General features: G+C 73.5%; 10 protein-coding genes. 2 read left to right on the top strand and 8 right to left on the bottom strand.

Features of this window, described 5'->3' with window-relative positions; genetic code table 11:
* The 7 genes from ACFWDO_RS19905 to ACFWDO_RS19875 form a co-directional block, all read right to left on the bottom strand.
* A partial coding sequence (locus ACFWDO_RS19905; protein WP_380347127.1) for a deoxyguanosinetriphosphate triphosphohydrolase occupies nt 1-1,303 on the bottom strand: 1,303 nt, incomplete at its 3' end.
* Nucleotides 1,304-1,352: 49 nt separating this feature from the next.
* Complete coding sequence (locus tag ACFWDO_RS19900; protein ID WP_380326419.1) at nt 1,353-2,153, bottom strand: metallophosphoesterase family protein; 801 nt, start codon at nt 2,151-2,153, stop codon at nt 1,353-1,355.
* A 109-nt stretch (nt 2,154-2,262) separates the two neighbouring features.
* On the bottom strand, nt 2,263-4,170 hold the full coding sequence (locus tag ACFWDO_RS19895; protein ID WP_380324589.1) for a glycoside hydrolase family 13 protein: 1,908 nt from the start codon (nt 4,168-4,170) through the stop codon (nt 2,263-2,265).
* Between the two features lie 52 nt (nt 4,171-4,222).
* Nucleotides 4,223-4,888 carry a hypothetical protein gene (locus ACFWDO_RS19890; protein WP_380324587.1) on the bottom strand — a complete coding sequence of 222 codons (666 nt, stop codon included), beginning with the start codon at nt 4,886-4,888 and terminating at the stop codon, nt 4,223-4,225.
* Nucleotides 4,889-4,969: 81 nt separating this feature from the next.
* A complete protein-coding gene (locus ACFWDO_RS19885; RefSeq protein WP_380324584.1) occupies nt 4,970-5,881 on the bottom strand; it encodes a sugar ABC transporter permease in 912 nt (303 codons plus the stop codon).
* Nucleotides 5,878-7,458 (bottom strand): ABC transporter permease subunit, encoded by a 1,581-nt coding sequence (locus ACFWDO_RS19880; RefSeq protein ID WP_380324581.1) that lies wholly within the window; start codon nt 7,456-7,458, stop codon nt 5,878-5,880. Before ACFWDO_RS19880 ends, ACFWDO_RS19885 begins: the two co-directional genes overlap by 4 nt.
* Complete coding sequence (locus ACFWDO_RS19875) at nt 7,458-8,693, bottom strand: extracellular solute-binding protein (RefSeq protein ID WP_380324578.1); 1,236 nt, start codon at nt 8,691-8,693, stop codon at nt 7,458-7,460. Before ACFWDO_RS19875 ends, ACFWDO_RS19880 begins: the two co-directional genes overlap by 1 nt.
* Nucleotides 8,694-8,912: 219 nt before the next feature.
* Between ACFWDO_RS19875 and ACFWDO_RS19870 the strand changes: the two genes are divergently transcribed.
* Together ACFWDO_RS19870 and ACFWDO_RS19865 are read left to right on the top strand one after the other, a co-directional pair.
* Complete coding sequence (locus ACFWDO_RS19870; protein WP_380324575.1) at nt 8,913-9,935, top strand: LacI family DNA-binding transcriptional regulator; 1,023 nt, start codon at nt 8,913-8,915, stop codon at nt 9,933-9,935.
* 146 nt (nt 9,936-10,081) lie between these two features.
* The gene (locus ACFWDO_RS19865; protein WP_380324572.1) at nt 10,082-11,905 is read left to right on the top strand and encodes a glycoside hydrolase family 13 protein; all 1,824 of its coding nucleotides are present in this window, start codon (nt 10,082-10,084) and stop codon (nt 11,903-11,905) included.
* A gap of 93 nt (nt 11,906-11,998) precedes the next feature.
* On the opposite strand, the gene dusB is transcribed toward ACFWDO_RS19865, so the two are convergent.
* On the bottom strand, nt 11,999-13,240 hold the full coding sequence (gene dusB, locus ACFWDO_RS19860; protein WP_380324569.1) for a tRNA dihydrouridine synthase DusB: 1,242 nt from the start codon (nt 13,238-13,240) through the stop codon (nt 11,999-12,001).
* Nucleotides 13,241-13,330: the final 90 nt, after the last annotated feature.

Raw genomic sequence — 13,330 nt, 5'->3', positions numbered from 1 at the left:
AACACTGGCACTTTGGCGGCCTCGTCTTTTTTTTTTTACCCCCCGGGCCCCCCCGGGCGGTCCGCCCCCCCCCGTGGCCCCCCCCCCCCCCCCCCCGGGGGCCGCCGTCGGCCGCCGCGTGCCAGTCCGCGACGAACGGCGCCTCCAGGGCGTCCGGGCCGCGGTCGGTCAGGACGTCGACGAGGTCCGCGATCATCTCGCGCTGCGCGCCGTACACGGGCTCGGCCTCGCGCGGCGCCATCACGTACGCGACGGCGACACCCTTGAGCGCGAGGATCTCGTCCGCCGTCTCGGCCGGCACCACCAACCGCGCGACGTACCGCGTCAGCGGCCCGTCGCCGAACACCTCGCGGGTCGCGTCCTGGGCCGACCCGCTGAAGCGACCGATGAGCTGGCTCGTGGCGTCCTTCAGCCGGGCGAGCGCGCGACGCGAGCCGTCGAAGTCCGTCACCAGGTACCCGGTGTCGCGCAGGCGGCACAGCGCCGCGTCGATGGCGTCCGGCTCGTGCCAGGCGCCGTACCAGGCCCGCACGTGCGCGGCGACCCGCGCCCGCTCGTCGGCGTCGTCGAGCATCCGCAGGTCGAGCCGCCCGCCCTGGACGGCGTCCTCGACGTCGTGCACCGAGTAGCTGATGTCGTCGGCGAGGTCCATGACCTGCGCCTCCATGCACCGCACCCGCCCGCCGGGAGCGCCGCGGCGCAGCCACTCGAAGACGGGGCGGTCGTCGGGGTAGACGCCGAACTTGCCGGTCGCGCCGCCGTCGGGCCGCGCCGGGCCGGCCCCGAGCCCCCACGGGTACTTCACGCTCGCGTCCAGGCTGGCGCGCGTGAGGTTCAGGCCGCGGGGCGAGCCGTCCCCCGCGAAGACCTTGGGCTCGAGGCGCGTCAGCAGCCGCAGCGTCTGCGCGTTCCCCTCGAAGCCGCCGATCCCCTGCGCGATCTCCGCGAGCGCCCGCTCCCCGTTGTGCCCGAAGGGCGGATGGCCGAGGTCGTGCGTCAGGCACGCGGTGTCCACCAGGTCGGGGTCGCAGCCGAGCGCGCGCCCCATCTCCCGGCCCACCTGCGCCACCTCGAGGGAGTGCGTGAGCCGGGTGCGCACGAAGTCGTCGCTGCCCGGGCCCAGCACCTGCGTCTTCGCGCCGAGCCGGCGCAGCCCCGAGGAGTGCACCACCCGGGCGCGGTCGCGCTCGAAGGCCGTGCGGTGCTTGGACTTGGGCGGCTCCGGGTACCACCGCTCGGTGTCCGCGTCCGTGTACGACCCGAGCCATTCCTCGCCCGTGTCCGGGCGCACCGACCGGCCCATCACCTCGGCGTCGAACGCGCCCTGCTCGAACGTCTGCACGAGACGAAGCCTAGCGAGCGCCGCCGACGCCCCCGTCGTCGACCTCGACCGTCTCGGCGGGGGCCGGGGCGAGGCCCCGATAGACGCCCGTGCGCAGCTCCTGCGCCCACGGGTCGTACTCCGGCATCCCCACCGCGCGGGCGACGGCGAGCTCCGCCTCGACGTCGTAGGGGACACGCACGTGCTGGATCCCGAAGAGGCCGGGCTCGTCGGTGTCGGGGACCCCCTCGAGGATCGCGTAGACGGGCGTCGCCTCGTCGATCGGGTTGCCGACGGACCCCGTGTTGAACAGCGTCCGGCCCTGGTGGACGTCGACGAACGCCTGGTGGATGTCGCCGTACCCCACCGTCGTGGGCTCCGGCCCCGGGCCGGTGAGCTCGGTCGACGCGAACATCCCGTGGAACTCCTCGCGCGAGTGGTCGCGGCGCACGCGCGTGTGCACGCTCGTCGCCGACGCGTGGAACAGCCGCACCCGCCGCCCCGACAGCAGCAGGTCGTGGCTCAGCGGCTTGGCGGCGAGCCAGGCGCGCTGGTCGGGCCGCAGCTCGTCGCGCCACCAGACCAGGCCGGCGTCGCCGTCGTCCGGGATCCCGGGGAGGAAGTCGTCCCAGTTGCCGCGGACGTGCACCTCGCACACCTCCCGCAGCCGGTCGATCGCGGCGCTCCCCCGCGGCCCCTTGCCCGCGTCGTCGCCGAGGTTGATCACCCGCGTGATCCCTCGCGCGGCGACGTCGGCGAGCACCGCGTTGAGCGCACCGAGGTTGCCGTGGACGTCCGAGATGACGGCGAGACGTTCGAGGTCGCGTGGCACAGGTCGATGCTGCCACGCCCGCCACGTCCGCAGGGGCCGAACAGGCGGTTGCGCACGCTCTGAGCGCTCAGAACGTGCGCAACCGCCTGCTCGGCTTCGATCCGCTCGATCAGGCCAGGCGGACGACGGCGACGCCCGGCCCGTCGCCGGCGACCTCGAGGCCGCCGGCGGTCGCCCGGAGGGCGAGGTCGCCGTACAGCACCTCGGGTGAGGCGCCGGACGCGAGCAGGTGGCCCGGCAGCCGCACCCCCGGCCACGGCGCGCGGGCCAGCACGACGAGCACCCGCTCGTCCGGCGTCTCGCGCAGGTAGGCGACGGCGTCGTCGTGCACGGCCGCCCACCGCAGGCCGCCGTCGCGCAGGGCACCCGACGACGAGCGCAGCGCCGACAGCCGCCGGTACACCTCCAGGGTCGCCACGTCCCAGCGCGGGCCGCCGGCGGCGGACTGGTCCCACGCCATCGTCGTGCGGGCGTGCTCGCCGTGGGTGCCGGTGGCGCCCACCTCGTCGCCCGCGAAGACGACGGGTGCGCCCAGGTACGTGAACAGCAGCGTCGCGGCGACCTCCACCAGCTCCCGCGACCCGACGACGGAGCGCAGCCGCGGCGTGTCGTGCGAGCCCAGCATGTTCCACTGCGTCGCCGTCACCTGCCACGGCACCAGCGCCGCGACCTCGCGCATCGTCTCGACCATCGCCGCGGCCGGACGGCGCGGCACCGGGACCGGCAGGTCGAGGAACGGCACGTCCGAGCCGTCCGGCACCAGCCACGACCAGGCGGGGCGCGTGAAGCCGGCGTAGTTCATGTTCGCGTGCCAGCCGTCGCCGGCCAGGTCCCCGGACGCGTCGTGGAAGTGCTCGGCGACCAGCGCCCCGTCGGGCCGTTCGGCCAGGATGCGGGCGCGCAGGGCCCGGGCGACGGCGTGGGCGCGGTCCGCGCTGCCGCGGCGGCCGGTCATGTTCGCGACGTCCACGCGCCACCCGTCGAGGGCGAACGGCTCGCGGAGGTACCGGGCCACCACCGCGTCGTCGCCCGTGACCATCCGTCGCCACGTCTCCTCGGCGGCCCAGTCCAGCTTCGGCAGCGACCCGTGCCCCAGCCAGCCGACGTACCCGTCGCCGTCGGCCTCGGCCCCGGGCACGACGTCGGGGCCGCCGTCCTCCCAGTGGTACAGCTCGCGCTCGGGGGACCCGGCGTCCGCGCGGGCGGCGAGGAACCACTCGTGCCCGGCGCCCGTGTGGTTGGTCGTCACGTCGCCCATGAGGCGCATCCCGCGCGCGTGCACGGCGCGGGCCAGGCGCGCGTACGCCGCGTCGCCGCCGAGCAGCGGATCGACGTGGTCGAAAGTCGACGCGTCGTAACGGTGGTTCGACCGGCCCGGGAAGACGGGCGTGAGGTACAGCGTGCGCACGCCGAGCGCCTCGAGGTGGTCGAGGTGCTCGACGACGCCGTCGAGGTCGCCGCCGAACAGCTGCGTACCGGCCAGCGGGCCCGACCCGGCGGGCTCGTCGTCCCAGCCGGCGGGCACCGCCCACTCCGGCGCCTCGCGCGCGTCAGCCGCGGCCGAGCGGGCGAAGCGGTCGGGGAACACCTGGTACGCCAGGCCGTCGCGCAGCCAGCCCGGCCCCGGCGCGTGCGTGGTGAGGCGGAAGCTCGCGGCGTCCGGCACCTCGCGGTCGTGCACGCCGCGGCCGTCCAGCCAGCGGTAGCCGCCCGGCACGTCCAGGAAGAACCGGTACGACGTCACCGGGTGGTGCACGACCAGGTCGGCCGCGTACCAGTCCTCGTACTCGTCCCCGCCGTCGCGGCGGGCGGGCAGCAGCCGCGGCTCGCCGTCGCGCACCGTCCGCAGGCGCACGTCGCGCACCCCCGCGCTCTTCGGCACCCGCACGCGCACCGTCACCGCGTCGCCCAGGGCGGGCGTGGCCTCGGGGGCGAAGAGCGCCGACCCGTCGTGGTGCGGCTGGTCGAGCAGCGTGCGGGCCGGCGTGGCGACCCCCGTCAAGGCCTGCGTGGTCATGTCGTCCTCTCGTCGGTCGGCGGGCGGGCCGCCCGGCCGACGCGAGGACGGCTCAGTGGCGGCGGCGCCCGATCGCCCACCCGGCGGCGAGCGCGATCGCGATCCCGACGACCTGCCCGCCGAGGATCACCTTGTTGAGGTCCAGCACCGGCTGGAAGCGCGTGCCCTCGGCGGAGACCACGACGACGCCCAGCGGCTTGACGCGCAGCCCGTAGCCACCGCCACCGCCACCGCCCTCGCCGTGTCCCTCGCCGCGGGCCTCACCGTTGAGCTCGCCCTTCAGCTCGCCCGACGCGTCGCCCTGCGCCTCCCCCGAGGCGTCTCCGTGGGCGGAGCCGCCCTGGCCCGGGGGCGTGGCCGCGGCGTCCGCCCCCTCGGCCTCGCCCGAGTCGGCCGCGGCGTCGGAGGAACCCGACCCGAAGCTGAACGACCGGCGCCAGCCCGGCGCGCTGCCCTCCCCCGAGCTCTTGCCGGTGCCCCGGCCGGAGCCGCTGCCGGTCCCGTTGCCGGAGCCGGCGCCCGTCCCGGCCGCGGACCCGGCGCCGCCCCCGCCGCCCGCGCCCGTGCCGATCCCGCCCCACACCTTGGCGACGGGGATGATCAGCTGGCCCTGGTGCTCGTAGGGCTCGCCGTACGCGCGGCGCACGGAGAACGAGTCGTCGGCGGCGTCGGTGAGACGCGCGAGGTCCGGGGAGTAGGAGCGCGAGTCGTCGGTCATGTCGCCCAGGCTAGGACCGCGGTGTGACAGCCGCCACAAGGATCGCGGGTGGATCCCGCGGAACCTTGCGGCGGCCGCCGGTCAGCCCTTGACGGAGCCGGCGGTGAGCCCACCCACGATGTACTTCTGCAGGAAGAGGAACAGCGCGAGCACGGGGATCGCCGACAGCACGGCGCCGGCCGCGAAGAGGCCCCAGTTGGCCTCGAGGAGGGACGACACCCAGCCGTACAGGCCCACGGCCAGGGTCCAGTTGGACTCCGACTGCAGCACCACGCGGGCGATGATGAACTCGCCGAACGTGCTGATGAAGCTCAGCAGCGCCACGACGGCCAGGATCGGCGTCACCAGCCGCAGGATGATCGTCCAGTACACCTGGGCGTGGGTGGCGCCGTCGATCTTCGCCGCCTCGTCGAGCTCCCGGGGCACGGTGTTGAAGAACCCGTACATGAGGAACGTGTTCACGCCCAGCGCCCCGCCCAGGTACACGCAGATGAGCGCGAGCTTCGAGTTGAGGCCCAGCACCGGCACGACCTGCCCCAGCGAGATGAGCAGCAGGAAGATCGCGACGAACGCGAGCATCTGCGGGAACATCTGGATGATCAGCAGCGACGTGAGCCCCACGCGCCGCCCGGCGAACCGGAAGCGCGAGAACGCGTACGCGGCCGCGGCGCCCATGAGCACGGTGCCCACCGACGTCGCGACGCCGATGACGAGCGTGTTGCCCATCCACGTCCAGAACTTCGTGCTGCCGAGGGCGGCGTAGTTCACGGTGCTCACTTGGGCGAACAGCTCGTTCGACCCCGTGAGGGTGCCGTTCGGCGACAGCGACGCCGACACGACGTACACGATCGGGAACACGGCGTACAGCACCGCCAGCACCCCGACGACGTGCCGCCACCCCAGCTCGCGGGCCCAGCGGCCCGGCGACATGCGGTGCCGCAGCTCCTGCGGGGACTGTGCGGTCTGCCGTGTCTGCGCGGTCTGCGCCGTCATGAGCTCAGCTCCTCAAGCTTTCGGGTCTGCCGGAAGGCGATCGCGGAGATCACGCCCACCACCACGAAGATCACGATGGACAGCGCGCTGGCCAGGCCGTAGTCGCGCGGCGCGGAGCCGTCCAGCCCGGACACGTTGTAGACCATCGAGATGAGGATGTCCGTGTGGCCCAGCGGCACGGACGCGTCGTCGAACCGCGGCCCGCCGCCCGTCAGCATCTTGATCAGCGTGAAGTTGTTGAAGTTGAAGGCGAAGCTCGAGATGAGCAGCGGCGCCGTGGCCACCAGCAGGAGCGGCATGGTGATGGAGCGCCACGTGCGCCAGCGGCCGGCCCCGTCGATGCGAGCCGCCTCGTACACGTCGCCCGGCAGGGACTGCAGCGCGCCCGTGCAGATGAGGAACATGTACGGGAACCCGAGCCAGAGGTTGACACCCAGCACGGAGAGCTTGGCCAGCCAGGGGTCCGTCAGCCACGGGATCGCCGCCCCGCCCAGCAGCACCTGGTTGATCACGCCGAAGCTCTTGTTGAGCATGCCGGACCAGAGCAGGGCCGCGAGGAAGCCCGGCATCGCGTACGGGAGGATCATCAGCGTGCGGTAGACCTTGCGGCCCCGCAGCCGCGGGTCGTTGAACACCATCGCGAGGAACATGCCCAGCGCGAAGGTCGTGACCACCGACAGCAGCGCGAACGCGAACGTCCACGCGAGGATCTTGACGAACGGGCCCGCGTACCGGGAGTCGCCGAACGCCGTCGCGAAGTTCTCGAAGCCCACCGTCACACGCCAGCCCACCGCGAGGGTGGAGCCGTCCGCCGCCTCGAACTGGCCCTCGTCGTTCGGCGTGTACACCACGCCGGTCGACGTGTCCGTCATCGTGTCGGCGGCCGCGTCGTACTCCAGCACCGACTGGAAGACGTAGCCCGTGCGGGCGTCCTGGGTGCGCACCGAGCCGTCGGCCGGGTCGTCCGAGACGGGCACCCGCAGTGTGGTGACCTCCTGCTGACGCGCCAGCACCGTCCCGCGGTCGAGCACCGTCCAGCCGGGCACCTGCGTGACCGTGGTGCCGTCGACGGTCGCGTCGGGCGCGTCGGTCAGCGGCTTCTCGGCCGTACCGACCTCCACCGCGCCGTCCTCCAGGACGGCGAAGCCGAGGTCGCCGTCGCCCGACTCCACGACCGTCAGCGGCAGGGCGGGCGAGCCCTCGACGCGGCGCTCGTTCTGCACGAGCAGCGCGTCGATCGCCTGCTCCTTGGTGGAGTTGTGGCCGTCGCCGTAGTTCGTGAAGGCGACGTACCCCGTGTACCCCACGACGTACACCTGGTAGACGAGCAGGAACGCGAGCCCCGGCAGGATGTACTTCAGCGGCAGCGACCGCTTCGTGAAGTACACCCAGTTGGCCGCGGCGAGCAGCGCCACCATCGCGGCGAGGATCCCCCACGACCCGGCGCGCCAGGCGGCCAGCACGGCGAAGACGCCCAGGGCGTCCACGAGGGCGATGAGCACGATCTTGACGGCGAAGCCGGCTCCGGAGAAGCTCCCGGAGCCGGCCTCGGCGCCCCTGTAGCGGGAACGCGACATCAGTCGAGCGCGCCCTGGATGTCGGAGACCATCTTGTCCCATGCCTTGACCGGGTCGGACGCCTTGCCCGAGATGATGCTCGCCTCGGTGACGCCCCAGAAGGACCAGACCGAGCCCATCTCGGGGATGGACGGCATCGGCACGGCGGTGGCGCCGACCTCACGGAAGCCGGCGACGAGCGGGTCGGACGACGCGGCGTCGGCCGCCTCGATCAGCGCCGGCGGGCGGCCGCCGGCCTTGAACAGCGCGGTCTGGGCCTCCGGCGTCGACATGTAGTTGACGAGGAAGTCGTTGGCGACGAGCGCGTTCTTGCTCTGCGCGCTGACGTAGAAGCCCTGCACGCCCACGAACGGCTGCGCCGGCTTGTCGCCGGGGGCCGGGATCGGGTCGACGGACAGGTCCATGCCCTTGAACTTCTCGAGCATCCACGGGCCGCCGATGACGAACGGCGACTTTCCCTTGGCGAACGCCTCGACGGCGATGTCGTACGAGATGTCCGTGCTGAGGTTGCCCGCCGCGCCCTCCTCGGAGAGCCAGGTGGCGAACGCCTCGCCGTTCTTGCCGCCGAGGGCGAGCTCGGGACGGTAGGAGCCGTCGTCGTTCTGCTCGAAGACGGGGGCGCCGAACGACGTCTGGAACGGGTAGTACGTGTAGGGGTCACCCTTGTCGCCGTCCGACTGGATGAGGAACGGGAACTTGGTGCCGGCCTTCTTCCCCGCGGCGATCATGTCGTCGTAGGTCTTGGGGGCCTCGGAGGCGAGCTTCGTGTTGCGGATCAGGGCGATGTTCTCGATGGCGTACGGGAGGCCGTAGACCTGGCCGTCCTGGGTGAACGCCTGCGTCGACACCGGGATGAAGTCGCCCGCCTTGTCGCCGAGCTCGATGGGCTGGACCACGCCGTTCGCGGTGAACTCGCCCAGCCAGTCGTGCGCGCCGACGGTGATGTCGGGGCCCTCGCCGGTCGGGACCTGGGCCAGGAAGTCGGCGCGGATGTCCTCGAAGTTCTTCTGGACGACCTCGACGTCGACGCCCGACTCCTTTTCGTACGCCTCGGCGGCGGTCGTCACGGCGGCCTCGCGGGTCTCGTCGACCCACACCGTGAGGGTGCCCGAGGCGGACGGCTTGGCGCTCGCGCCGGCGTCGCCGGTCGACTCGGCCGCCGGCTCTCCGCTGCCGCAGGCCGCGAGGGCCAGCGTGGTGGCCAGGGCCGAGGCGAGAAGGATGCTCCTTCGCATCGTGGTTACTCCCAGCTGTCTTCGGTGGACGGCCCGCGCGGCGTCGCCGGCGGACCCTGAATGCCCACAACGTACGGACCGTTGCAGCGCGATGCAAGATCTTGCGATAACTTTTCAGCAACGCGTGGCAACAGGACGCCGCGTGCCCGATGTCCCGGCGGCCCACGCCGGTATCCCACCCCAGGACGAGGAGGTCCCGTGTCCCTTACGATTCCTCGGGTGCGCACCCGATTGAGCGACCTGGCGGACCAGGCTGGAGTGTCGACGGCCACGGTCTCGCGCGTCCTGAACGGCAAGCCGGGCGTGGCCAGCTCCACCCGGCAGGCCGTGCTCGCCGCGCTCGACGTCCTCGGCTACGAACGGCCGTCGGCGCTGCGCGGCCGCTCCGCCGGACTCGTGGGCCTCATCGTCCCCGAGCTCACCAACCCGGTCTTCCCCGCCTTCGCGCAGGCCATCGAGTCGATCCTGGCGCAGCGCGGGTACACGCCACTCCTGTGCACGCAGGCGCCGGGCGGCACCACCGAGGACGAGTACGTCAGCACCCTCGTGGACCACTCCGTCGACGGGATCGTCTTCGTCTCCGGGCTGCACGCCGACACCCGCGCGGACCACACCCGCTACTCGATGCTGCGCAGCCAGGGCGTGCCGATCGTGCTGGTCAACGGCTATGCGCCGGGGATCGACGCCCCCTTCGTCTCCCCCGACGACGCGGCCAGCGTGGACGTCGCCGTGCAGCACCTGGTCACCCTGGGGCACCGCCGGGTCGGCCTCGCGATCGGGCCGGAGCGGTACGTCCCGTCGCGCCGCAAGCTCGCCGCGTTCCTCGCCGCCCTCGTGCGGCACGGCCTCGCCGACGACGAGGAGGCCGCCCGCGAGCACGTGCGCTCCAGCCTGTACACGCTCGAGGGCGGGCAGGCCGCGGCGGCCGAGCTCATCGACGCCGGGCACACCGCCATCGTCTGCGCGTCCGACCTCATGGCCCTCGGCGCGGTCCGCGCGGCACGGTCGCGCGGGCTCTCGGTGCCCGACGACGTGTCGGTCGTCGGGTACGACGACGCGCCGCTCATCGCGTTCACCGAGCCACCCCTGACCACCGTGCGCCAGCCGGTCGAGGCGATGGCGCGCGCCACCGTGAGCGCGCTGCTCACCGAGATCCAGGGCGAACGGGCGCCGCGCACCGAGCTCCTCTTCGCGCCCGAGCTGGTCGTCCGCGGCTCCACGGGGGCCGCGCCGCGCGCCTGACGGTCCCCTGGGGGCGGGCGGTTGCTGCAACTCTTGCTGCAACGCTTACACTCGACAGGTCGCGCACGGGTTCGCCGTGCCCCGACCGTGCCCGCCCGTGCCCCACCCCGGTGAGGACGGCCCCCGACCAGGTGAGGAAGCCAGCGATGACCTCCACCCAGACCACCCCCGCCGCGACCGCGACCGACGCCGCCGACCTGCTGCGCAGCGGCGCCGTCGTGCACGCCGGGAGCGCCGACGCCCGGCAGTGGTGGCGCGACGCCGTGATCTACCAGGTCTACCCGCGCTCGTTCGCGGACGGCGACGGCGACGGGATCGGCGACATCCCCGGCGTCACGGCCCGCCTCGACCACCTCGAGACCCTCGGCGTCGACGCCGTCTGGCTGTCGCCCTTCTACCGCTCCCCGCAGAACGACGCGGGCTACGACGTCGCCGACTACCGCGACGTCGACCCCCTGTTCGGCACCCTCGCCGACTTCGACGACCTGCTCGCCGGCGCCCACGCCCGCGGCATCCGCGTCATCGTCGACCTGGTGCCCAACCACACCTCCGACCAGCACGCGTGGTTCCAGGCCGCCCTCGCGGCCGCCCCCGGCTCCCCCGAACGCGCCCGGTACGTCTTCCGCGACGGCCGCGGCCCCGACGGCGCCGGGGCGCCGAACAACTGGCAGTCGATCTTCGGTGGCCCTGCCTGGACGCGCCTCGCCCCGCGCGAGGACGACGGGGACCTCGGCCCGCAGTGGTACCTGCACCTGTTCGACTCCACGCAGCCCGACCTCGACTGGCAGCAGCCCGAGGTGCGCGCCGAGTTCGAGGACGTGCTGCGCTTCTGGCTGGACCGCGGCGTCGACGGCTTCCGCGTCGACGTGGCGCACGGCCTCATCAAGGCCGACGGGCTGCCCGACTGGGACGGGCACGTCGAGATGGTGGCCGGCTCCGCCGAGGACGCCGCGGACGAGGGCACCGGCGACGTCGAGCCCGGCGCGCCCGAGGACGGCTCCACCGGCGCCGGCAACCACGGCCCGATGTTCGACCAGGACGGCGTGCACGACGTCTACCGCGCCTGGCACCGGGTGCTCGCCGAGTACGACGGGGACCGCTGCCTCGTCGCCGAGGCCTGGGTGGAGCCGCTGAGCCGCCTCGCCCGCTACGTGCGCCCCGACGAGATGCACCAGGCGTTCAACTTCTCGTTCCTCACGACCGGCTGGGACGCGGCCGCCCTGCGCACCGTCATCGCCGCGTCGTACCAGGCGAACGACGAGGTCGGCGCGCCCACCACCTGGGTGCTGTCCAACCACGACGTCGTGCGGCACCCGTCGCGCCTCGGCTCGGCCGACCCGTCCGTGAAGGTCAACGGCGTGTTCGCCACCGACCCGCAGCCCGACGAGGAGCTCGGCCTGCGCCGCGCCCGCGCCGCCAGCCTCCTCATGCTCGGCCTGCCCGGCTCCGCGTACCTGTACCAGGGCGAGGAGCTCGGGCTGCCGGAGCACACCGCGCTGCCCGCCGAGGTGCGCCAGGACCCCGCGTTCTTCCGCACCGGCGGCACGGAGGCCGGTCGTGACGGCTGCCGCGTGCCCCTGCCCTGGTCCGCCGACGCCCCCGGCTTCGGCTTCGGCCCCGCCGGCGACCCGTGGCTGCCACAGCCCGCGTCGTTCGCGCGCTACGCCGCGGACGCGCAGTACGGCGTCGAGGGCTCGACGTTCGAGACCTACCGCGCCGCGCTCACGCTCCGCAAGGCCGAGGGCCTCGGCCTGGGCGGGCTCGCCTGGCTCGCGGGCTGGGAGACGTCCGCGGACGTCATCGCGCTCCGCAACCAGGACGTCGTCGTGGTGGCGAACCTGGGCGCCGAGCCTGTGCTGCTCCCCCGCGGGGTCGAGGTGCTGCTCGCCTCCGGCCCGGTCATGACCGACCGCTCCGCCGACCCGCAGACGCGCGTCCCCGCCGACACCACCGTCTGGCTGCGCGCCTGACCCGCACCCCGGTCAGCGCTGTGGGCGCTCGTTCGGCTCTATCCCGTGAGGCGATAGCGCCAGACGAGCGCCCACAACGCTCCGGGCCAGGGGTCAGCCGCCGCTGACGCTCAGCTCGGCTTCGCGCAGCTTCGCTTCGAACTCCGCGTCGAGGTCGCGGGAGTCCAGCCAGCCGTACGGCAGGTGCGGCTGCTTCGGGGAGCCCGCGCGGCCGCGCGGGCCCTCCGCGTCCTCGCCGGGGTAGGGCAGGTCGAGGTCGAGGGCGTCGAGGCGCTCGCGCAGCTCAGCCGTCGTGGAGACCATCGCGAGGGCGTGGCGCGCGTCGCCTCCAACGGCGTAGCCCTTGAGGTACCAGGCCATGTGCTTGCGCAGGTCGCGCATGCCCTTGCCCTCGTCGCCGTCGAAGTACTCGATCATCAGCTCGCCGTGGCGGTAGATCGTGTCGGCCACCTCGCGCAGGCCGGGGCGCACCCGCGTCGTGACGCCGTGGAACGCCGCCGCCAGGTCCGCGAACAGCCACGGCCGGCCCTGGCAGCCACGCCCGACGACGACGCCGTCGGCGCCGGTCTCGCGCACCATGCGCAGGGCGTCCTCCGCCGACCAGATGTCGCCGTTGCCGAGCACCGGGACGGTGCGGACGGCCTCCTTGAGCCGCGCGACGGCGGTCCAGTCGGCCTGTCCCGAGTAGTACTCCGCGGCGGTGCGCGCGTGCAGCGCGACGGCCGCCACCCCCAGCGACTCGGCGATGCGGCCCGCCTCGAGGTAGGTGAGGTGGTCGTCGTCGATGCCCTTGCGCATCTTCACCGTGACGGGCACGCCGTACGGCTCGGCGGCGCGGACCGCGGCCTGCACGATGTCGGTGAACAGCTGCCGCTTCCACGGCAGCGCGGAGCCGCCGCCCTTGCGGGTCACCTTGGGCACCGGGCAGCCGAAGTTGAGGTCGACGTGGTCGGCCCGGTCCTCGGACGCGATGATCTTCACGGCGGCTCCGACGGTGGCCGGGTCGACACCGTAGACCTGCGCCGAGCGCGGGGTCTCCTCCTCGCCGAAGGTGACGATGCGCAGCGACTCGACGTTGCGCTCCACGAGGGCACGGCTGGTCACCATCTCCGCGACGTACAGGCCCGGGTCGAAGCCCTGCGACGCGCCTGCCTCACGGCAGAGGGTGCGGAAAGCGCGGTTGGTGACGCCGGCCATCGGGGCCAGCACCACGGGGGTGTCCACGGTGATCGGCCCGATCTGCAGCGGCGGCAGGACGCGCGCGGCGTCGGCGGGGACGCCGGGTCCGGGCGCCGGCGTGCTGACGGGATCGAGGGTGGAAGTCACGTCACCCATTGTCGCAAACCGTTGCTGCGCGCCCGCGGTCAGGTTCGTCACCCTCGTGCTGTGAGCGGGAGATTGGCCCCCTTTCGCCGGCGAAAGGGC

It is taken from the genome of Isoptericola sp. NPDC060185 (assembly GCF_042728595.1).
Lineage (GTDB): Bacteria > Actinomycetota > Actinomycetes > Actinomycetales > Cellulomonadaceae > Isoptericola.
This window is presented reverse-complemented; position numbering and strand designations above follow the sequence as displayed.